Here is a 20,966-nt window from a genome sequence, read left to right as displayed (position 1 = left end):
GCTCCATTATATCGCAAGTTACTTGCGGCAAGCTTATGGTTGCATTTGATACTTGCGGCAAAGTTATGGTTCTAAAGGCTCGAAATCGCGTAAGATGCTTTTACAGTAGAATGGGATCTACAGACTCATTAACGGCAAAGTTATGATTCCATGCACGGCAAAGTTATGGGTTAAGTCACAACTTGATGCTTGTATGGATCTTGAATCCTGTCAGACAGGTGGATCGAGATCGGGTGCGATCGTCGGATCGATTTCTATTTCTTGAATGGATAAGCCAGCCAGATGGAAAATTGCTAAACCGATCGCCACGAAAGACAAAACGTAACTGTGCAAAGTGTATAGGTGAACGACCGTTTCGGTAGAGATCGCATCGCCACCAGTCAGAATGGTGCCCAGCGTCGAACCGATCAGCGGGATGGCTTCGATCGTGCCTAGCTCGATCTTAAACCGCCAGAAGCCCTGCTGCGACCAGTCGAGAATCATCGATGTCCAGCCTAAACCCACCGCACTGAGCGTTAATAAAATCCCACTTACCCAAGCGACGATCCACGCCGGACGAAATTGCTCGCTAAAAAACATAACGACAATTTGAATCAATGCCAAGATCGTAAAGCCATTTCCCGCCAAGTGATGCACCGTCAGAATCAACCAGCCAAAATTAATTTGGGTATCGATCTGTTTGAGTGAAGTGTAAGCACCACCCGCACTCGGCTCGTAGTAAAACGCTATCAGCAAGCCAGAAATTGCCGCAGTGAGTACCAGCGAGAGCAGGGATACCGCGATGATGGTAGCTAGTTTTTGCAGCTTGATAATAGTAGTATTTTCGATCGTCATTGCAAACTCCTAAAATAGACCTAGTGAAAACGCATCTTCGATCGGCAACCGCGCACCAAAACCCAGCCACAGCGTGACAATCGTACTAACTGAGAAAATCGCGATCGACACCCCCCGCCGCAAGCGCGGATCGAACCGCACGAGATTTTCAATGATGGGTAAGAGTAACAATCCCGTCGCAAAGGACACCATCGTCACGATGCCCACGATCTTGTAGGGAATCAGCCGCACGAGCTGATATACCGGGAGCAGATACCACTCCGGCAGCAAATGTTCGGGTGTCGCAAATGGATCTGCCAGATCGGGCATTGCCACCGGATTTAGCACGGCTAAAGCGATGCACAAGCCAATCGTCCCCAATCCCACTGTCGGAAACAGATACAAAAAATTGTTCAACCACGCCCACCGACGGCGATCCGTGCGTTTTGGTACGGTGAGTTCGGGAATCAGCGGGAGATCGGTTTTACCAGCAGATTGTCGATCTTGGGTCATGATTTACTCCTGTTTGAAGTCAAGCTTGCTGTGTTATGTCCGAGCAAAATCGCGAGCAGTCTGTGTCTGGCAAGGATCGAGTAATGGCAACTTATGGTAACGAAGGTACCGCAATCGACACTCGCCGATCGGTCATTAAGATTTATTATCCAACATTGACAAGAAAAGCAGAACGACCATTTTAGGTAGATCGAGCGGGGATTTAACGATCGTCCATCAAGGCGGTATCGTGATGACGGCTCAGACTTGGCAATCGGGTCATCTGACGTTAATTATCCCTTACAGCCCCGACTGCCGTACCAGCCAAGATCGGGCGATCGCAAGCTGCCGATCTAAGTCTGGCTGTGATAGTATCAAAAGGCACATCGTTCGGTGGTTGCTGGTGTCGATCGACTCACAAAATATCTATCGAGTAGCAAAAATTCCCGATCTTCAGGTTGCAGGGAATTCAGCAGCGGGATGGCTGAGCATCAATCGATTGGTAGCCGTAGCCGAAGCACAGGTGCGCTACCAAGTCGAGCCAGTGCCGCCGGGATGTCCGCAATTACCCGCACTATTACAACTGCGATCGTACCAACAACAAGCAATTACCAACTGGTTTAAAAATCAAGGTCGCGGTACCCTGAAGATGGCGACTGGTAGCGGTAAAACAATTACTGCCCTCGCGATCGCACATCAACTATATCAACAGATCGGACTGCAAGTTCTGATTATTATCTGTCCGTTTCGGCACCTCGTCAATCAATGGGGGCGAGAGTGCGAAAAGTTTCATCTTCAGCCGATTCTCGCCTGCGAAAGCATCCATAAATGGCAAGGCAAATTTTCCCACCAACTTGCCAGAATCCATACCGGACAACAAAAATTTCTGACGATCGTTACTACCAACGAAACCCTAACTACCGCCGGATTTCAATCCCAGCTCAAATATTTACCCGATCGTACCCTGATTATCGGCGACGAAGTGCATAACCTCGGTGCCAAAAAGCGCGAGTCCAGCCTCCCCCGGAATGTCGGCTTGCGACTTGCCCTCTCAGCCACTCCCGAACGCCACTATGACGACATCGGCACCCAAAATATCATCGACTACTTTGGAGATATCCTCCAGCCCGAATTTACCCTCAAAGACGCGATCGATTGTGGTGCCCTCGTCCATTATTTATACTATCCGATCCTCGTCGAACTGACTCCAGATGAGAGCGATCGCTATCTCCAACTCAGCCGCGAGATCGCCCGCAAACTCCTTTACAATAGTTCCGATCGCGGTGCCAACCACGATGAATTTGACACCCCAGATCTCACACCCTTACTCATGCAACGCTCCCGACTGATCGGTGCTGCTGCCAACAAACTCGTCGCGCTCAAAACCTTGATGCAAGATCGCCTCGATACCAGTCACACCCTCTTTTACTGCGGCGATGGTAGCAGCGATAGCACCCAACAACTCGCCGCCGTCACGCACTTACTCGGTACCGAACTCGGCTATCGCGTCAACACTTATACCGCCACCACATCACTACTCGATCGCGAACAACTCCGCCACCAGTTTGAATCTGGCGCACTCCAAGGACTAGTCGCGATCCGCTGTTTGGATGAAGGCATCGATATTCCCGCCATCAAACATGCCGTCATCCTCGCTAGCAGCACCAATCCGCGTCAATTTATCCAACGCCGAGGGCGGATTCTCCGCCCAGATGTTGGCAAGGATCGCGCTACCCTCTATGATATGGTCGTTTTGCCACCAGAATTAGACCGAGAGACACTCGCGATCGAACGAAATTTACTTAAAAAAGAACTCCTGCGCCTGATCGAATTTGCCGATCTCGCCGACAACGCTGCCGCCGCCAGAACCCAACTCCTCGCGATTCAGAAACGTTACGGCTTGCTAGACATTTAGAGGCTCGGTGCGTTTTGCTGACGCAGAAACACACCCTACGGAGCGAAAATTGAAGTACAATCCTCAGATGTGGATAACCGCGATCGATCCGGTGGATACACATACCGAACCGATCGAACTCACACTGGGTATAATTGTAGAATCAACCCAGATTGCATCCCGGTAATACATTGTCCTCGTTTCAACTGTGGCTATATTTGACACCGCCTCTGGCTGGTGCTGTTGTCGGCTATTTTACCAATGATGTCGCGATCAAAATGTTGTTTCGTCCTTATACGGCGAAATTCATTGGTAAATATCAACTTCCGTTTACGCCGGGATTGATTCCGAGTAACCAAGAACGATTGGCGACCCGGATTTCGGATACGATCATGGGTTCTTTGCTCACGCCAGTAGAGCTACAAAAGATCGCCAAGCGATTGCTAGAGGTGGAGCGAGTTCAATCCGCGATTACCTGGCTGCTCCAATTGGCTCTAGAACAGATTCAAGCCGACAAAGAGCAAAAAACGGTCAAATTACTCGCCAATATTCTCAAAGATTTACTCGGTGAATCCTTTCCCCGCTGGCTGAGAGTCTTAGCACGCAAACCCGACTTTTTAGAACCCCAAATCAATCAAATCTTCGATCGGTTGATCCTCGAATTCGAGTTAACCGACAGCCAAGCAGCGCAATTGTCTGACTGGTTGATCAATGTTATTTTACCCCCCGAGGTCTTGCGGGTGGCGATCGTCGATTTTCTGACCGATCGCAATATTCAAGTCATCGATGAAGGCTTGCGCGAAAAAAGTAGTGGTACTTATTGGGTAGTTGCCAATCTTTTTGGTGTTAAAAATGCCCTCAATCGTTTTCGGACGTTTTGTTTGGACGATCGTGAAAAAGCCAATCAGATTATCTCTCAACTGATCGTCGCCCTCAATATCCGCAATCGCGTTCAAGAATTATTACGCGATCTTTCCCTCCAAAACTTACCTGTTTCTACCGTTAAAGGACTCCGCAAAACGATTAGCGTCAATGTCCGGAGCTACATGCAGAACAAAGGCGTCGAACTCATTCAAGGACTAACAGATTCGATCGATTGGGATGGGATTGCCAATGTAGTTATCGGTCGGCTCCGCAGTTCGACAATTTTGACATCTTCATTGGATGTCGTCAGTGCGGAACTTGCCATTATTATCGATCGTTATTTAGAACGCGATCTCGAACAAATCGTCACCCAAGTCATTCCGATCCTCAATATCGACCAAGTAATCATCGACAGGGTAAAAGCGACTTCTCCCGCCGAACTCGAAGCGGGAATTCAAGGCATTGTCAAAAGCGAACTGCAAGGCATTGTCAATCTCGGCGGGATTCTCGGCTTTATCGTCGGTTTGATGCAAACCGGATTTCTTTGGTTCCAGAATTAGGTGTTAGGTATTAGGCTTTAGGGATTAGGTATTAGGGATCGGTTATTAGGCTTTAGATTTTCAAGGCTGAGTATTAGGTTGTAGATATCTCTTCGGGTGAAAAGTGCTATTTTTTCTAAAACCTAAAGCCTAAATCTTAAAGCCTAATACCTAATCGCACTGCCCACTATCTATAAGCTAAGAACAATTTACCCCAGTTGTTACAAATAAAGTAGACAGATGCAATTGTTTATTAAGTAGCTAACGTCTGAAACCTAGCTGGTGGGCACTGCCCACCCTACATATTATTTCTAAAGCCTAAAGCCTAAAGCCTAAAGCCTAACTTAATGATTAATTAAGTTTTCACCTCGACCTAGACTGCTATGTTTTTAGATAGTGGAGAACTTTAATCTAGCTATTTACGTCATTATTTTTAAGGCACCGGAGAATACCCCAGCTCAAGCTGTGCCCAGATGGAGACATCTACTATCAATCCATTTACCAGCTTATCTTCATTGCGATCCACATCGAATGTGAAGATAGAAACAGTAGTCTGGTGAAAAGTTTTACTAGCCACTTGTAAAGGGAGTTAAATAGAAACTCATGCCTAGTGTTAAAACTCGAACGATCGGTCAAACCCACTATTCCGGCGATATGGTGCGCACCTATCTCCACGAAATCGGTCGCGTTCCATTGCTCACCCAAGAGCAAGAGATTTGCTATGGTAAGCAAGTGCAACAAATGATGCTCTTACAAGAGGTCAAACAGAGCCTAGAACAGGCCTTAGATCGTCCGCCGACGACAACAGAATGGGCGGCAAAAGCTAAGCTATCCACAGCCGAATTCGATCGAGTATTACGGTTGGGTCTGCAAGCCAAGCAGAAAATGATCGAAGCCAATCTGCGCTTAGTCGTCGCCATTGCCAAAAAATACCAAAAGCGCAATCTCGAATTCCTCGATTTGATTCAAGAGGGTTCCCTGGGACTAGAACGCGGCGTCGAAAAATTCGATCCGACTCGCGGCTATAAGTTCTCAACCTATGCGTACTGGTGGATTCGCCAAGCAATTACCCGCGCCATCGCTCAACAAGGTCGATCGATCCGCTTACCCATTCATATTACCGAAAAACTCAACAAAATCAAAAAAACCCAGCGCGAGCTGTCCCAACAACTCGGACGCAGTGCGACCTCAGCCGAAATCGCCGTCGCGCTCCAACTCGAACCCGCACAGATTCGGGACTATCTCAACATCTCCCGTCAGCCGATCTCGCTCGATGTCCGCGTCGGCGATCATCAGGACACCGAACTCTCGGAACTGCTCGAAGATGGCGGGATTTCTCCCGAGAAGTACACCGTTCAAGAGTCTTTGCGCCAAGAGCTACATTCCACGCTCGCCGAACTCACCAGTCAGCAACAGGACGTAATTAGTTTGCGCTTTGGTTTGGAAGGTGGTGCGGAGCTGTCACTGGCGAAGGTGGGGGAAATCCTCAATCTCAGCCGCGAACGAGTGCGCCAACTAGAACATCAAGCGCTGTCGCATTTTCGCCGCCGTCATAGCAGTTTCCGCGACTATGTAGCGAGTTAGATGTTGTCTTCTAGCTCGAATCGCCAAAAAGTCGGGGCAATTCATGAATTGCCCCGACTTTTTGGTCGATACTAATGAGATTGCCGCATCATTAGCACTAAATAACTTTGTTGCCCAATAGTCCTGGATACTGATAAATGCTGGATAATAATAGATAGACACAATCTGAAATGTAGCTCCCATTATTCGGTCTGATACCATCATGAATTATTGTTCGGGAAGGGGTGAGTGTCGAGCGTAGTTATTGCTTTATTACAGTCAATCCACCGCCGTAAAAAATCCTGGCTGACCAGGATCGCGATCGCCCTATTAGTTATTCCCGGCGATCCGGGCGCTCTAGCTCAGAGGCAGCAGTCGAGTGCCAATTCAATTGCCAATGGCGTGTATCTCTATGGTGAATCCGATCGACCGGATGTAGTAGGTAAAGAATATATTATTCTGGAAACGACCCGCGATCGGGCGATCGGTGCTTTTTACTTACCAAGATCGGAGTTTAGTTGCTTCTATGGACAATTTAAAGAAGCACGGCTAAATTTGACCATTATCGACCCATTCGACGGTCGGAAGTCAAAATCTACACTTACTTATAATCAGCGTGGTCTAAGTGCCAGCAAACAGCCGCTGATGGGGCAACCTAACTATCAACTTCTGAGCAAAGTTAGTCAGAACGATCGCCGGATTTTAGGTATTTGTAAACTACAACTTAAATTAATTAATAATTAATCCGATCGCAAATTCCAGCGCAAAAGAGTGAAGGTAACATGGATACCTTCACCATCAACATAGAATGATTCGATTGCGATCGCTAGTACCGCAATCGAGATGAATCTGTAGAGCGGGTTCTAGTAAGACGGCTTGCGGAATTCTCCACGATTTTGACCGCCACCGCCGCCACTTTCTTCGCGGGGACGTGCTTTATTTACTTTGAGCGAACGACCCATCCATTCAGCACCATCAAGGTTGGTAATTGCGTTATCTTCACTGGCGTCGTCAGACATTTCAACAAAAGCAAAGCCACGCATTCTGCCAGTCTCGCGATCTGTAGGGAGTACAACTCGTTTGACTGTGCCGTAGTCCTCAAAAACTGTTTTTAAGTCTTCTTCGGTGGCTTGGTAAGATAGGTTTCCGATATAAATGGTCATGTGAGCATCGATAAAGCTGGACGAGAAAGTTACCAGACAGCAAACAGACAATAGGACGTTCGCTACAAGGCGACGTAACTAAGTCCGATCGATTCTAGTGGGCTATGATGATTTTAGAACGACTAACTTAGGATAGGTAGCTGTCTAAACTACAAAGCTCTCCCACGATCGAACTGCACTAGTAATTATTATTTTCATCATACCCGATCTCCTAGGTTTTCTGAGTCGTCCAGACTACAAGTTTAAAGACTTTTCTGGGTAGCTAGGGATTGGCTCAGATCGGATAAAGCCATCGGTACAAATCTCCTCGTCGATCTAGTCGATATCGATCGATTGCGGTCTTTGGCGATCGTTAGTTCCAGTTTGACTGGTTGTTGGCGTAAATCCAGCTTGCTTTTCCAGCCAGGTTCTAACGGGGTCATCCGTCAAGTTGAGCCGGAGCGCCCCAGAGATGAACCCACTGCAAAAAGCCGCAGGTTCTTTGGCAAGTTCTTTCAGAATCGGTGTTAGTTCGTTAAATGGCATAGGACCTGTCGGGTTAACCTGGAGAAGATCTCTTTCGATCTTAGCTCAAACAGATAAAGAGAGGGTAGAGGGTAGAGGGTAGATGGGAGATGGGGGGACTGGGAGACGAGGAGACGAGGAGAGAGTCTAAACCCATTACCTTTTACCTTTTACCTTTCCCCTTTCCCCTTTCCCCTAAAGCCCAAAGCCTAAAGCCTCTACTGCGATCTGACTCTTCTGATGTTTCTAGTTCTAACGGGTGTGGCTGGTTTGGGAGCCGCTTGGACTTCATTTGCGGCGGCGGCTGCTTTGTCGATATTGCCAGCTTTCACCCACCCTTCGGCATTATCCACTTGAGATCGAATCAGTACCCACTGCTTATCGTCGCTAGTTTTGACGATCGCGACTTTGCCATTAAATGCCACACTTCCAACTTTCTCGGCACCCGAATCGGGGTCTTTTTTAAGTGACAATCCATCTTTCCAGACAACTTTGGCATCAAAAGCTTCGGGCGGTGGCTTTCCTGCTGCGTCGGGATTTTGAGGGTTTTTAACTGGTGCTGGTGCGGGTTTCGCACCAGTTTTGGCTTTAGGTTTAGCTGCTAGCGATTTACCCCCATCCCGTTCCTCCGCAAAGACGGGTTTAGGCGGACGGGTACTCATCTGAGTGACAAAGAAGTAGTAACCCGCCCCACCTAAGACTCCAATGATGCCAACCAGTCCAGTCAGCATACCGAGGATGAGTTGAAGCGATTTTAGGGCGACATTCATAAATTAGGGGATAGGGAATAGGGGTTAGGGGATAGGGTAAGTGGTAAGGGGTAAGGGGTATGAGGTAAGAGGTAAGAGGTAAGAGGTAAGAGGTAAGGGGTAATGGGTAACTACTTCGCCGAAGCTCCACCAGCGTCGTATTTTCCAATGTTAATACCTGCGCTTTTTCAGTGGAAATGCTAAGTAAAAGGGATCGAGGGGATGTGTAACTAGGAGGCTAAAAAACTGGCTCTTTTACCTATTACCTTTTACCTCTTACCCTATCCCTTACCTAAAGCTTGCCGAGAAGCGAGTCGTGCTTTACCAGAATTCGCCCAGTCTTGGAGGAATTGAATTTGGACTTGGGCGGTGACTGCGAGGGGGATCATTTGGGTGGCTGATTCTAGAATATCATCAGTGGTGAAATCGCGGTTTTGACTAAAGCCGATGTGCATGGCTTCGACGAGAGTTTGTTCGATTTCGGCACCTGAAAAATCATTAGTTTCATACGCCAATCGATCGAGATCGTACTGAGCGAGGTTATGGGGACGCAGTTTTGTTAGATGGACGTTAAAAATGGCGCGACGTTCGGCTCTAGTGGGTAAGCCCACAAAGAAAATCTCATCAAACCTTCCCTTGCGGAGCATTTCCGCCGGGAGGGAATCGATATTATTTGCCGTGGCGACGACAAACACGGGGGAGGTTTTCTCAGTCAGCCAAGTGATGAACGTCCCAAATACACGACTGGATGTACCCGCATCGCCTTTACCATCGATACCTGCAAAAGCTTTGTCGATTTCATCGATCCACAGCACGCAGGGCGAGAGTGCTTCGGCGAGCTGAATCATCTGTCTAGTCCGAGATTCGGATTCACCCACCAATCCGCCAAATAAGCGTCCGACATCCAACCGCAACAGCGGCAAATACCAGTGATGCGAGATCGCTTTAGCAGTGAGTGATTTACCAGTGCCCTGAATTCCGACCAGGAGCAGCCCTCGCGGATACGGGAGACCATATTGACGCGCTCGATCGGAAAAGGAGCCACCACGACGCAGCAACCAGTCTTTGAGGTTATCTAAGCCACCGATGTCGGTAATCTGTTCCTTGGCGGGGTAGAAATCGAGAATTTGGGTTTGGCGGATGGTTTGGCGTTTTTCGGTCAGTACCAGTTCGACATCATCGGGGCGAATCTCGCCGTGGGTAGCGATCGCGCGTGCTAAAACGCGGCGAATCCGATCTAGTGATAAGCCTTGACAGGCACGAACCAGATCGTCCAACTGCTGATTTGTCAAGTTATTGCCAGTCGCTTTAGTCAATCGCTCGATCTCGACTTTGATTTCTGTAGCGGTGGGGAGGGGAAATTCTAACAGGACGATCGCTTCGCTCAGGTCGCTGGGGATGGTAATCTGGGGCGAGAGAATGACGATATTTTTCGGTTCGGATTTGAGTTTGCGGGCGAGATTGCGGAGCTTTCGGGCGATCGAGACATCTTCGAGAAAGCGGTGATAGTCGCGGAGAATAAAAATGCCTGAGATATCGGGACTGAGTTTATCGACAAATTCGAGAGCTTGCAATGGGTTGCGTTTACCATAGCCCAAATCGTTGGGATTGCCCTGATAACCATCGACAAAATCCCAGATATACACCGGACGATTGCCTTGCTGCTGGGCAACTTTGGCGATCGATCCCTCTACCCGTTCTTCTTCGGTGGTGGGGATGTATATCAGCGGCGATCGCGCCCGCAGAAGTAATTCAAATTCGGTACTAAAGGTCATAATATGGTCGCCAAGCGCTTCGGCTCGGGATTTCCCAGATTGCAGCTCGATATCTGTTCCTAGCTTAATACAATCTACACTCAACAAGCTGGACATCTAGCCACTATTCCCACATCGATCGAACTGGATAGAGCGAAAATACTCGATCGGCACTGATAAGTAAGATGTCTTCTGTTATTGCTTGAGCAATTAGCAGACGGTCAAACGGATCGCGATGATGGAGTGGCAGAGCGGAGACTAGCTTGAGATGTTCTAGTTTAATATCTAATATTTGAAGACCATTGGGAATTATTTGTCGATCGATAAAATCATCGAAAGGTATCTCAAGATTTAACTTGCCAATTCCGTATTTTATCGCTATCTCCCAAATGCTAACAGTGCTGACAAGATTCTCATTATCTTCGATCTGCGCTCTCAATTTTGCCGTAATGCGGGGATTTCCCATCACAAACCACAAAAAAGTATGCGTATCGAGTAATTGCCTCACTCCATATACTCCTGCATTTCTGCCAACGGCTCATCGAAATCCTCAGACATCCAAACTAGCCCCTTAGCACTTCCAAATTTTGGACGAGGTTTCACCGATTCTATCGGTGTAAATTTAATTGCAGGTCGATCGCCGTTAAGCACAATTACTTCTTCACCACTGATGGCAGCTTGGATTAACTCGTCCAGGTTAGCTGCGGCTTCTGTTACAGATACTTGCATAGTTTTAGTGTGACTACACCTTAATTGTAGAAGGTTAGCAGGTCAGCGCGATCGCCAACTCGGGCATATTTCTCTGTGAGCATAGACAATACCTTTCCGTTAATGAGTCGTAAAGCAAAGCGAAGATTTCCGGTGCGGTTATCGATCGGCAGGGTAAAATATTGTTATCCTGTGGCAACATGACTATCCATAATATCTGGATGGGTCATCAGGCGATCGCGATCGTCAATGCCCACTCAGCGCAGTTTCAATCAGTCTCGATCGACAGATCGAAGTAACGTGCAAATCACTTTTCTCGGCACATCTTCAGGTGTCCCCACCAGGACACGCAATGTTTCTAGTATCGCCCTCAATCTCCCGCAACGGGCCGAGGTGTGGTTATTTGATTGCGGTGAAGCGACTCAGCATCAATTATTGCGCTGCGATGTCAAAATCAGCCAGATTCGGCGGATTTTTGTGACGCACCTGCATGGCGATCATATTTTCGGATTGATGGGCTTGCTGGCGACCTACGGCATGGCAGGTAGTCCCGATCGAATTGACATTTATGGCCCTAAAGGTTTAGATGAGTATCTCCGCGCGTGTCAGAAATACTCTTATACTCATCTTAATTATCCGCTGAAAGTTCACACGATCGAGCCAGGGATCGTCTACAAAGAAGCTGATTTTACAGTCACTTGTATTCCGCTCAAGCATAAGGTTCCGGCTTACGGTTATCGTGTCAGTGAAACCGATAAACCCGGCAGATTTAATCTCGAAAAGGCGAAGGCATTAGGCATTCCCTCGGGGCCAATTTATGGGAAGTTAAAAAATGGTGAGGTGGTAACTTTACCAGATGGCAGAATTATTAATGGTCGAGATTTGTGTGGTGAAACTGAGATCGGACGCAAGTTTGTCTACTGTACCGATACGGTGTTCTGTGAGAATTCGATCGAGCTGGCGGCGGATGCTGATGTGTTGATTCACGAATCGACATTTGCCCATCAAGATGCCGATATGGCATTCGACAGGCTGCATTCGACCTCGACAATGGCGGCACAAGTGGCTCTAGGTGCTGGAGCTAAAGAATTAATTCTGACTCATTTTAGCCCCCGTTACTCACCAGGTAGCCCGATCGGTTTGGACGATTTGTTACAAGCTGCACGGGCGATTTTTCCGAATACGCGGATGGCTTACGATCTGATGACTCATGAGATCGCACGGCGGATCGATTAGCTTAAGAAACCCAACATCCCTAGAGAGTTGGGTTTCGCGGGCTTAAACCCAACCTACGCAAGTTATTTAATCCTTATTCCTAACTAGACATCCAAACGACGCTCGATCGCAGTTGCCCAAGTTTCGGTAATTGCGGCGATATCGAGATCGATTAAGTTAGTTTCCGCAGTTACTTGAAACCGATCGTCAGCAGTACCGACAGCGCCTAAATATTGCCAAGCGTCAGTCACATTGGTGTTTAAATAAGCCTCGAATTCAGCTTGATAAGTAGGCTCGATCGAGACGATAATTCTCGCGCCACCTTCCCCAAATAACACCGTATCCCACCGACTCTCGACTGCGCCAATCTCGATCGTCGCACCCTTGTTTCCAGAGATACAACATTCCGCCAGCGCGACGGTTAAACCACCTTCGGCGGAGTCATGAGCCGATTTAATCCAGCCTTGCTGAATCCCGTGGCGACAGGCGGCTTGAACTTGGAGTTCGAGGTCGAAATTCACGGTTGGGGGTTGTCCGGCGACGGTTTGATGCAGGGTGGCGAGATATTCAGAAGCGCCTAAAGTCACCTGTAGGGGTGCCCCGTCTTGTCGTTTTTCTATTCGGGGGGAACCCCCGAATAAAAACGCCGCTTGTGGGTACCCTAGGGTTGTCGGTACACCCATTAGGTAGATGAGATCGCCGGAATTTTGCCAGCCTTGACCGCAGATTTTGGTAATATCCTCTACGATGCCGACCATTCCAACGACGGGGGTGGGATAAATCGGGACGGGATTGCCTGCGGGATCGAAGGTTTCATTATAGAGGGAGACATTACCACCTGTGACGGGGGTATTAAATTTGGTACAGGCTTCGGCTAAACCCATGCAGGCGTTAGCGAGTTGCCAATACCCGATCGGTTTTTCGGGGCTGCCAAAGTTGAGATTGTCGGTGACGGCGACGGGTTCTGCGCCGACGCAACTAAGGTTGCGGGCGGCTTCGGCGACGACCATTTTAGCGCCTTCTAAGGGGTTGAGATAGACGTAGCGGGGGTTGCAGTCTACGGTGGCGGCGACGCCGAGATTGGGGTTATTAACCGTGGATTGGCGACCTTGGATCGGCTCTAAGGGGCGGATGCGGATAATCGCGGCATCGGCACCGCCGGGGAGCATGACGGTATTATTTTGAACTTGGTGGTCGTATTGACGATACACCCAGCGTTTGGACGCGATCGAGGGGGTATCGAGGAGGGTCAACAGAACGTCATTCCAAGTGTGGGATTTGCCGTTTATTTCGATGCCTTGGGGGGTGGCTGGGGGTAACTGGTCTGGTGTCCATGCCCAGGCTGTTTGGGCGTATTCAGGAGCCTCCTGCATCAATTCCCGCTCGTAAATCGGGGTGTTATCTGCCAGGGCTGTTGCGGGCACTTCCGCCGCGATCGCGCCTTGAAATAAGATTCTGACGATCGGTTCGGCAATTACCGTCCCAGCGACGACGGCATGGAGTCCCCACCGCTCGAAGATATCGATTAGCTCCTGTTCGCGTCCTTTGTGGGCGACAAAGAGCATCCGTTCTTGGGATTCGGAGAGGAGGTATTCATAGGGCACCATGCCGGGTTCGCGGGCGGGTACCAAGTCGAGATCGAATTCAATCCCCACGCCACCTTTAGCGGCCATTTCCGAGCAAGAGCAGGTGATGCCCGCCGCACCCATATCCTGCGCGGCGACGACTGCGCCAGTCTTGAACGCTTCCAGACAAGCTTCAATCAGGGATTTTTCGAGGAAGGGGTCGCCAACTTGGACGGCGGGGCGATTGTCGATCGATTCGGCAGTTAGTTCGGCACTGGCAAAACTCGCACCGCCCATGCCGTCGCGTCCGGTGGTAGAACCCACATACAGGACGGGATTGCCGATACCTGCTGCGCCGGATTTGACGATCGTGGCTGTTTCCATCAACCCCATTGCCATCGCATTGACTAAGGGATTGCCACTGTAGGCGGGGTCGAAATACACTTCGCCGCCCACTGTCGGCACACCGACGCAATTATGAGCGATAATGCCGGAACTAGTTACGAATAAATGCGTGCGATCGACTTCCACATCGTAGACATCGCAGGGTGCGACATTGTGGGTGGCAATGCTGTGAATCTTGACTGTTGCGAGAGTCGAAACCGCCGTGCTAGTCTGAGTGGCGACATTGCCGACTTCCCGCTGCTGAACGGGCATGGCTGGGGGACGACTAGACATCCAATCGCGGCGAACTTCAATTTGCCACAGGGCAGCATAATCAAATTCTCGTCCTTTGATTTTGCCCACTGAAGCCGGACGATGGTGGACTTGGGGCAGGATGCCTTGATTTTGCACCAACAGCATCAGTTGGTCGAATAATTGACGGCTAGAAGTGGAGCAGAAAATTTTCTCTTGTGCTGCTAAACCACTGGTGGGACTAGGAATCGTCGGGTTATTACGAATGAGAGTTTTGAGTAATTCTTGTTGCAATGAGGCATCCCATTCCCACACAAAATCGGGCAGGCGTTTGTGTGTCGATTCATTCCCACATGCCCAGGCGTGGATGAATAAATAGCCCAATAGCCAGGATGAGACGCATACTGCCATGCCAGATGTGCGCTGTTTGGTACTTGCTTCGATCCCTAAATCGTGGAGGATCGCCATCACATCGGTAGCCGCTGCCGCTTCATGATGGCTGAAGTTAAAGAAAATCCGGTAAATATTACCCGCTGGCGAGACCATTCCCGTGGCGACATAATAGCCCACAAGACGGGCAAAAGCGGCATCTGGCTCGATTATTGCAGGCAACCAGTCATCTTTCCCATGTTGACCGATTTTGAGATCCGCACGGGAGAAATTGAGGGCGCGATCGAATCCCAGGAGCTGTTCGAGATTGAGGAATCGCTCTAGGGGTAAGGTTTTGGTACTGAGGTAATGGTTGCGTTTTTGGATCGAGGGTTCAAATAATTCGAGCGTAGTCCGAATTAGATCCGTCGGTTGCCAAGCATCGGGGAGCTTGATACACAACTCTCGATCGATCTGATGTTCTGGCTTAATTAGCGCAATTAAATCGAGTGGCTGTGGCGGTTGCCCAAGTTCGGGGAGCTGCTGAAGGATCGGCAGACTATCGCCGACGCGCAAGGTTTGAGCGTAGCGAATCCGCACTTTATTTTCAGCTTCCACCCGTAACATCGGGTGATCTGGGGTGACTGTTAGGCTACGCCCCAAGGAGGTGCGGATATTTACCAGCTTATCTGTCTGGCGTTTGAAGATCCGGGTAACGGGTTGCCAACAACTGCGATTGGTTTTGGGGTCGAGGGAGAGTGTCTCGATGCCCAAGGGCAGTTCGTGAGTATGCGCCTGAGCTGGCAAATGGGTATTGACAAAATTGCCGATCGTGTCGCAGTGAATCCCCCGCTCGTCTCTCCAGATGAAGGTTTCCGAACCGACTAAGCAGTTACCATAGTGGGAAATCCCCGCCACGACACCTGTAAATAAGCGGCGGGTTTTGGCATCTTTAAGGTCGCCAAACCGCAGCGAATTGAGAATTGCGATCGGCCGCGCACCCATGGTAAAAATATCCCGCAAAATCCCACCTACCCCAGTCGCCGCACCTTGAAAAGGTTCGACCGCCGAAGGATGATTGTGAGACTCGATTTTAAAAGCTAGTTGCAGTCCGTCACCCAAGTCGATCACCCCCGCATTTTCACCCGGCCCGACCAGGATGCGATCGCCCGTCGTCGGAAATTGCTTGAGCAAAGGACGCGAATTTTTATAACAGCAATGCTCCGACCACATCACCCCAAACATCCCTAATTCGGCCTTGTTGGGGTGCCGATTCAGTCTTTTGACAATTTCTGCATACTCATTGGGTTTGATGCCCTGAGCGGCAATTTCAGCGTCGGTGAAGGGGGATGGGGTCATGTGTGCAGTAGTAGGGAAAATAAAAGCAGGGTGGGACAAAAATTTTAACACTATCTGCGCCGGAAGCTGATTTGAAGATAAATATCCTTACATCGGATAGTGAAACGTGAATAGTGGATAGTGGATAGCCAGAAGTGCTGCTGGGCGATTGCCCACAAAACTTACTCTTTTCCCACTTGAGAACATAGACAATCTCGCCCTGTGATGTCGGTCGCCCATCCACACTATGCCTACGGCAGGCTACGCCAACAGTGCAAGCTATCCACTATCCACTATCCACTACAAACTCATTAAATTGATTAACTTGTAAACAATTCTCGCACCTACATTACCGTCCCATTCGGCATTTCCCACTTCACAAACATCAAACCCAATTATCTTTCGTCCACTGCGAATCACTTCGCGGCACAAGCAAAAAGCTTGCTCCAATTCCATCCCGCCAGGTACCGGAGTCCCCGTACTCGGACATAGTTTGGGATCTAAGCCATCGGCATCGAAACTGATATAAACTTGCTGCGGCAAATGAGCGATCGCTTCTTGACAAATGCTCAGCCAACTAGCACCTGAATACATCTGTTGTTTGAGGAGTGAATCATAGTAGGCGATCGCCCGTCCTTGAGACTGCTCGATCGTCTCGATTTCTACTTGAGAAACATCCCGAATTCCTACTTGTACCAGCTTAGAAATCTGGGGAATTTTGAGCGCATTAAACATAATCGACGCATGAGAAAATTCAAAGCCCTCATAAGCATCGCGCAAATCTGAATGAGCATCTACATGGAGAATGCCGTAATCGGGATATCGATCGGCTAAAGCCTGCATGTAACCCAATGGCACGCTATGATCGCCACCGATGACACCAACTTTTTTGCCAGCATTCATCGCGGCTTGAGTGCGATCGAACAACCACCGATTGAGATCTCTTCCAGCCTGATTTATCTCGGCTAATACTGGGTTTAAATCTGGTGCTAAATCCAGCGATTTACCCTGCTCCAATCGATCGATAATTAAGGCTGCTTGTTGGCGATAATAATGGTTTTTTGCCAGCAGATCTGGATCGATCGGCGGCATATAAATACCCCCTTGCCAGCCTTGAGGATTGTCAAAATCATATAAATCTAATTGCGGCGAAGCAGCGAGAATCCGTTGCGGTGCTGCTGCTGTTCCGGGATTGTATGAAACAGTCACTTCCCACGGCACACCAAAGACGATCGTCTGTGCCGAATCGTAATCGAACGGCAAGCCAAATAAGTTGCCATTGACCTGCCCGACACCACTAGGATCGTAATTATCTAGATTATTCATCGCGCCACTCTCAACTATCGACTAGCTACTAGTCTAACTAACTTGAGCCATAACACGCAGGTGACGCAAGGAGCGAATACAAGCAGGGCAGTCACAACCAAACATTGCTGCGGCGGCATCACTTTCTTCATCGCTAAAATTGACGAAAGCATCGGGATCTTTGGCTTCTGCGGCAGCTTTAGCGATGAGAACTGCTCTGGGGTCGTTACTTGCTAGTTGTGAAGATTTGACGCACACGAGTCGATTGTGAGTGCTGACGCAAAACTTATTGTCAAGGCTTGGTTTGTTACCAGCCAGAGCGGGTGCTGCGGTCACAAACGGTAAAATCGTACTAAGAGCTGTAGGTGCCGACAGAAATAGAAGTAAAAATCTTTTCATAAATTAATTAATCTTAAAGATTAACGCCACTTGATTCTGAACACTAACCGATCGCAGCGAGGTTAGTCAACCGGGTACATACCAGCAAAACTGGCATCAAATCATCGCTGTAGCTAATATTCACCAGTTTTGACCGCAATCTTATCTGCTTCGACTATATTTACTTTGCTTAATGTTCCCTGGTACAAGCTGTGAGTAACGGCGGCTGAGGTTGGCGATCGCCGTAAATCTTGCTAGTCTAACATCAGTTTCTCCTAGCGGAGAGGCTACGCCAACGGGTTAGGGATATTTGCTCCGCACTAGCATCGCCTCCGATTGAAATCGGGGCTAACGCTACAAAGTCCGCCTTCGTGGACTGGTTTATTATCAATTATCAATGAGACTTAAACTGCTGCCACTGAGTAGGTGGTGGTGTCAAGAACTCATACGCACCCGACGCCGCACCCTTGGCTGTCAGCACGATATCGAATGATAGAGAGACGCGTAGCTCCTCCGTCTCATTCATCGTGACAGCATGACGTTGCTTGGCGGGAAACATCAATAATCTGCCCTCGACAGGGAGATAGGCTGCTTGAAGCTGGTTGAGGTAGTTATCTTCAGCAATGATATCGGTATTTTCACTGCCCAATCCCGGACTCACCTCATTTACCAACGCCTCATCAATAAACACCAGCCGCCCCGGATCGTAAGTCCCCTCGCTCGGGACTTTAATATAGTAAACAGCACTAACGTGAGCGGTATTGTGACAATGGGCACCAACTTCTTGCTCTGTCCGTGAAACGATCGGCCATGCCCGCTGAATATATAAATCGACCTTGCTCAGATCGATTCCCAGCTCTAGCAAATAGATCGCTGTATGCCGCTCTACTTGCTCCACAATCCACACAAACGCCGGATTGGTATGAATTTGAGCCACGCCATGAAGATCGCCCGTCCAGGCCATTTCTGGATAGTTACGGCGTTCGCCACCTTCTCGCTCTAGCTGTAATACCGCATCGAGTAAGGTTTGTTGATGCTTGGCAGCATCTTGCAGATCTTCATAATAAATTGCCAGTGGAAACAAAGTCTCGATCGGCATAAAAATCTTTTCCTCAATATCGCTAGTTCCCCGATCGAGTTTAGCAAGTCAGTGACATCAATGCGATCGGTAGGCTTTAGGTTTTAGGCTTTAGGGAATATGGAATAGGCTTTAGGGAATAGGGAATAGGGAATAGGGAACCGCTTCCCACCACCATCTAGATTTCAGGCTCGGTCTATTTTATAAATGTTCGAGTTCTATTCAACTAGAGTGGCTATAATGATTGGAACTCGATCGGACTAATATTCACCAATCGCTGACTCGTTCATTTTCCATTCTGGTTATCATTTCTATATGTCTGAAATTGCCGCTTCTACTATTGCTTCAGACATTAGCACGGTCGAGCGGATTCTCGATCGAGCCTTGCAAGGCGAGGATATTTCTACAGCCGATGCACTCTTGCTCCTGATTCAAACTAGTCCCGATCTTATCGAGCAGATTCGGTTGACAGCCGACAAGCTTCGACACCAGCAAGTTGGCGATACAGTTACCTATGTTATCAATCGCAATATTAACTTCACCAATATTTGCGAGCAGCACTGTAGTTTCTGCGCTTTTCGGCGCGATGCAGGTACTGAGGGCGCATTTTGGTTGAGTACCGAACAGATTTTAGCTAAAGCCGCTGATGCTGTCTCGCTCTCGGCGACGGAAATTTGTATGCAGGGCGGTTTACATCCCGGTGCCAAGATTGGGGGTCGATCGCTGACTTATTATGTAGAGTTAGTTAGTGCGATTAAAACGACATTTCCGCAACTCCATCTTCATGCTTTCTCACCCCAAGAAGTAGAGTTTATCGCCCGTCAAGATGGGTTGAGTTATGCTGATGTAATTATGGCGCTCCAACGTGCTGGTGTCGGTTCGATGCCAGGAACGGCGGCGGAGGTACTCGATGATACGGTGCGGCGGGTAATTTGCCCGGAAAAGATCTCTAGTGCGACGTGGATTGAGATTATCTCTACGGCTCATCGATTGGGGCTACCCACGACTAGTACGCTGTTAGCCGGACATATCGAGACTCCCAGCCAGCAAATCGCGCACTTAGAGCAGTTAAAACAAATTCAACAATACGCGATCGAGTCTGAGTATCCCACGCGCATTACCGAATTTATCATTCTTCCTTTTGTGGGTGAATCTGCACCCGCACCGCTGCGCAGTCGTGTCGGACGCGATCAGCCCATTCTGGCTGACAATCTCTTACTCACGGCTGTCGCGCGCATTTTCTTGGGTAACTACATCCCCAATCATCAGCCCAGTTGGGTCAAATTGGGGCTAGAAGGCGCGAAAACTGCGCTCACATGGGGATGCAACGATTTGGGCGGCACGTTGATGGAGGAGCATATTACCATGATGGCGGGAGCCAAAGGCGGGACTTGTTTATCGGTTGCTCAGTTGCAGGGGGCGATTGGCGATCTCGATCGGGATTATCGGCAGCGTAGTACTCTATACGAATTACTTTAGATCGACCAGAGAATTGGTGCGTTATGCTTGCGCAGTAACGCACCCTACCGTTAATTTATCGCTCTGGTGTAGGCGTAACGCACCATCACGAATCTAGATCTAAAGACAAAGCGATCGAAATATCTTCGATCGCTCTGTTTGTAATTTTAAGATTGGATGAGGCTGGTATTTTAAACGGTCGAAAAGTTGTGCTGACTCAAAATCTACACGCGCACTGTCTGCAATGCTTGCAACTGGCATAACAGGGTGTCAACTTCTGCTTGCAGTTCGAGGAATTTTTCTTGTCTATCGGCTGGATATAGAGCTTTGGTCAATTTGGCAATTTGCTGCTCGTACTCTGAATTAGCAGATCCAACTGCACGCTCTTGGGTAGTAGATCGGGGCGCAACTGGGGTTAGGGAACTGGGCGACATAGCTTTGATAGTTATTTATACTTACTCACACTCAAGGCAATTGTATCCCGGATTCCACGATTTTAGGATTTTAAATTATGGAGATTTCCGAGCTACGGCGATCGATCTACCAGGGATCGATCGTGTCGAGCAAGTGTGGATTTATTG

The 20,966-nt window shown here is 48.8% G+C and carries 20 protein-coding genes; 7 read left to right on the top strand and 13 right to left on the bottom strand.

Features of this window, described 5'->3' with window-relative positions; all coding sequences use genetic code 11:
- Positions 1-210: 210 nt before the first annotated feature.
- Together RMO52_RS04940 and petD are read right to left on the bottom strand one after the other, a co-directional pair.
- A complete protein-coding gene (locus RMO52_RS04940) occupies positions 211-834 on the bottom strand; it encodes a cytochrome b N-terminal domain-containing protein (RefSeq protein ID WP_310411434.1) in 624 nt (207 codons plus the stop codon).
- A gap of 9 nt (positions 835-843) precedes the next feature.
- Positions 844-1,326, bottom strand: coding sequence for a cytochrome b6-f complex subunit IV (gene petD / locus RMO52_RS04935; protein WP_309738839.1), 483 nt, complete (start codon positions 1,324-1,326; stop codon positions 844-846).
- A 35-nt stretch (positions 1,327-1,361) separates the two neighbouring features.
- Here petD and RMO52_RS04930 point away from each other — a divergent pair, with 35 nt between their 5' ends.
- The 5 genes from RMO52_RS04930 to RMO52_RS04910 all read left to right on the top strand — a co-directional run bounded on the left by RMO52_RS04930 (position 1,362) and on the right by RMO52_RS04910 (position 6,909).
- Entirely contained in the window at positions 1,362-1,511 is a 150-nt protein-coding gene (locus tag RMO52_RS04930) for a hypothetical protein (RefSeq protein WP_309738840.1), read from the top strand.
- 47 nt (positions 1,512-1,558) lie between these two features.
- Complete coding sequence (locus RMO52_RS04925) at positions 1,559-3,220, top strand: DNA phosphorothioation system restriction enzyme (protein WP_310411430.1); 1,662 nt, start codon at positions 1,559-1,561, stop codon at positions 3,218-3,220.
- A gap of 170 nt (positions 3,221-3,390) precedes the next feature.
- Positions 3,391-4,623, top strand: a complete 1,233-nt coding sequence (locus tag RMO52_RS04920; protein ID WP_310411428.1) for a DUF445 family protein — start codon at positions 3,391-3,393, stop codon at positions 4,621-4,623.
- A gap of 582 nt (positions 4,624-5,205) precedes the next feature.
- On the top strand, positions 5,206-6,186 hold the full coding sequence (locus RMO52_RS04915) for an RNA polymerase sigma factor, RpoD/SigA family (protein WP_310411425.1): 981 nt from the start codon (positions 5,206-5,208) through the stop codon (positions 6,184-6,186).
- A 228-nt stretch (positions 6,187-6,414) separates the two neighbouring features.
- Positions 6,415-6,909, top strand: coding sequence for a hypothetical protein (locus RMO52_RS04910; protein WP_310411422.1), 495 nt, complete (start codon positions 6,415-6,417; stop codon positions 6,907-6,909).
- Positions 6,910-7,028: 119 nt separating this feature from the next.
- Here RMO52_RS04910 and RMO52_RS04905 read toward each other — a convergent pair whose 3' ends face one another.
- From RMO52_RS04905 to RMO52_RS04880, 6 genes are all read right to left on the bottom strand, one after another.
- Positions 7,029-7,328: an RNA-binding protein gene (locus tag RMO52_RS04905; protein WP_309743106.1), complete on the bottom strand. Its 300-nt coding sequence runs from the start codon at positions 7,326-7,328 to the stop codon at positions 7,029-7,031.
- A 315-nt stretch (positions 7,329-7,643) separates the two neighbouring features.
- A complete protein-coding gene (locus RMO52_RS04900; RefSeq protein WP_309743104.1) occupies positions 7,644-7,853 on the bottom strand; it encodes a hypothetical protein in 210 nt (69 codons plus the stop codon).
- A 197-nt stretch (positions 7,854-8,050) separates the two neighbouring features.
- Positions 8,051-8,602 (bottom strand): SH3 domain-containing protein, encoded by a 552-nt coding sequence (locus RMO52_RS04895; protein ID WP_310411419.1) that lies wholly within the window; start codon positions 8,600-8,602, stop codon positions 8,051-8,053.
- Between the two features lie 260 nt (positions 8,603-8,862).
- Entirely contained in the window at positions 8,863-10,356 is a 1,494-nt protein-coding gene (locus RMO52_RS04890; protein WP_310411416.1) for an AAA family ATPase, read from the bottom strand.
- A 103-nt stretch (positions 10,357-10,459) separates the two neighbouring features.
- Positions 10,460-10,843, bottom strand: coding sequence for a type II toxin-antitoxin system VapC family toxin (locus RMO52_RS04885; RefSeq protein WP_309743291.1), 384 nt, complete (start codon positions 10,841-10,843; stop codon positions 10,460-10,462).
- Positions 10,840-11,064, bottom strand: coding sequence for a DUF2281 domain-containing protein (locus tag RMO52_RS04880; protein WP_309743289.1), 225 nt, complete (start codon positions 11,062-11,064; stop codon positions 10,840-10,842). Before RMO52_RS04880 ends, RMO52_RS04885 begins: the two co-directional genes overlap by 4 nt.
- A gap of 279 nt (positions 11,065-11,343) precedes the next feature.
- Here RMO52_RS04880 and RMO52_RS04875 point away from each other — a divergent pair, with 279 nt between their 5' ends.
- Entirely contained in the window at positions 11,344-12,279 is a 936-nt protein-coding gene (locus tag RMO52_RS04875) for a ribonuclease Z (RefSeq protein ID WP_309743287.1), read from the top strand.
- A gap of 83 nt (positions 12,280-12,362) precedes the next feature.
- Here RMO52_RS04875 and purL read toward each other — a convergent pair whose 3' ends face one another.
- The 4 genes from purL to RMO52_RS04855 form a co-directional block, all read right to left on the bottom strand.
- Positions 12,363-16,187: a phosphoribosylformylglycinamidine synthase subunit PurL gene (purL, locus tag RMO52_RS04870; RefSeq protein WP_310411412.1), complete on the bottom strand. Its 3,825-nt coding sequence runs from the start codon at positions 16,185-16,187 to the stop codon at positions 12,363-12,365.
- A 279-nt stretch (positions 16,188-16,466) separates the two neighbouring features.
- Positions 16,467-17,492 (bottom strand): agmatinase family protein, encoded by a 1,026-nt coding sequence (locus RMO52_RS04865; RefSeq protein ID WP_310411409.1) that lies wholly within the window; start codon positions 17,490-17,492, stop codon positions 16,467-16,469.
- 33 nt (positions 17,493-17,525) lie between these two features.
- Positions 17,526-17,870 (bottom strand): hypothetical protein, encoded by a 345-nt coding sequence (locus tag RMO52_RS04860; protein ID WP_310411406.1) that lies wholly within the window; start codon positions 17,868-17,870, stop codon positions 17,526-17,528.
- A 373-nt stretch (positions 17,871-18,243) separates the two neighbouring features.
- The gene (locus tag RMO52_RS04855; RefSeq protein ID WP_309744738.1) at positions 18,244-18,948 is read right to left on the bottom strand and encodes a TIGR02466 family protein; all 705 of its coding nucleotides are present in this window, start codon (positions 18,946-18,948) and stop codon (positions 18,244-18,246) included.
- 294 nt (positions 18,949-19,242) lie between these two features.
- Here RMO52_RS04855 and cofH point away from each other — a divergent pair, with 294 nt between their 5' ends.
- Positions 19,243-20,406 (top strand): 7,8-didemethyl-8-hydroxy-5-deazariboflavin synthase subunit CofH, encoded by a 1,164-nt coding sequence (gene cofH, locus RMO52_RS04850; RefSeq protein WP_396134889.1) that lies wholly within the window; start codon positions 19,243-19,245, stop codon positions 20,404-20,406.
- A gap of 203 nt (positions 20,407-20,609) precedes the next feature.
- Here cofH and RMO52_RS04845 read toward each other — a convergent pair whose 3' ends face one another.
- Complete coding sequence (locus tag RMO52_RS04845) at positions 20,610-20,819, bottom strand: hypothetical protein (protein ID WP_309743382.1); 210 nt, start codon at positions 20,817-20,819, stop codon at positions 20,610-20,612.
- Positions 20,820-20,966: the final 147 nt, after the last annotated feature.

Origin of the sequence: Chamaesiphon sp. OTE_8_metabat_110 (assembly GCF_031382685.1) — a bacterium.
Lineage (GTDB): Bacteria > Cyanobacteriota > Cyanobacteriia > Cyanobacteriales > Chamaesiphonaceae > Chamaesiphon.
Note: the sequence above shows the minus strand (reverse complement) of the source record. Positions and strands in the feature narration are given on the sequence as shown.

Coding starts and splice junctions, on each gene's coding strand:
- RMO52_RS04940 (WP_310411434.1), bottom strand. CDS start 834: ATGACGATCGAAAATACTACTATTATCAAGCTGCAAAAACTAGCTACC.
- petD (WP_309738839.1), bottom strand. CDS start 1,326: ATGACCCAAGATCGACAATCTGCTGGTAAAACCGATCTCCCGCTGATT.
- RMO52_RS04930 (WP_309738840.1), top strand. CDS start 1,362: ATGTCCGAGCAAAATCGCGAGCAGTCTGTGTCTGGCAAGGATCGAGTA.
- RMO52_RS04925 (WP_310411430.1), top strand. CDS start 1,559: ATGACGGCTCAGACTTGGCAATCGGGTCATCTGACGTTAATTATCCCT.
- RMO52_RS04915 (WP_310411425.1), top strand. CDS start 5,206: ATGCCTAGTGTTAAAACTCGAACGATCGGTCAAACCCACTATTCCGGC.
- RMO52_RS04905 (WP_309743106.1), bottom strand. CDS start 7,328: ATGACCATTTATATCGGAAACCTATCTTACCAAGCCACCGAAGAAGAC.
- RMO52_RS04900 (WP_309743104.1), bottom strand. CDS start 7,853: ATGCCATTTAACGAACTAACACCGATTCTGAAAGAACTTGCCAAAGAA.
- RMO52_RS04895 (WP_310411419.1), bottom strand. CDS start 8,602: ATGAATGTCGCCCTAAAATCGCTTCAACTCATCCTCGGTATGCTGACT.
- RMO52_RS04890 (WP_310411416.1), bottom strand. CDS start 10,356: ATGACCTTTAGTACCGAATTTGAATTACTTCTGCGGGCGCGATCGCCG.
- RMO52_RS04880 (WP_309743289.1), bottom strand. CDS start 11,064: ATGCAAGTATCTGTAACAGAAGCCGCAGCTAACCTGGACGAGTTAATC.
- purL (WP_310411412.1), bottom strand. CDS start 16,187: ATGACCCCATCCCCCTTCACCGACGCTGAAATTGCCGCTCAGGGCATC.
- RMO52_RS04865 (WP_310411409.1), bottom strand. CDS start 17,492: ATGAATAATCTAGATAATTACGATCCTAGTGGTGTCGGGCAGGTCAAT.
- RMO52_RS04860 (WP_310411406.1), bottom strand. CDS start 17,870: ATGAAAAGATTTTTACTTCTATTTCTGTCGGCACCTACAGCTCTTAGT.
- RMO52_RS04855 (WP_309744738.1), bottom strand. CDS start 18,948: ATGCCGATCGAGACTTTGTTTCCACTGGCAATTTATTATGAAGATCTG.
- cofH (WP_396134889.1), top strand. CDS start 19,243: ATGTCTGAAATTGCCGCTTCTACTATTGCTTCAGACATTAGCACGGTC.
- RMO52_RS04845 (WP_309743382.1), bottom strand. CDS start 20,819: ATGTCGCCCAGTTCCCTAACCCCAGTTGCGCCCCGATCTACTACCCAA.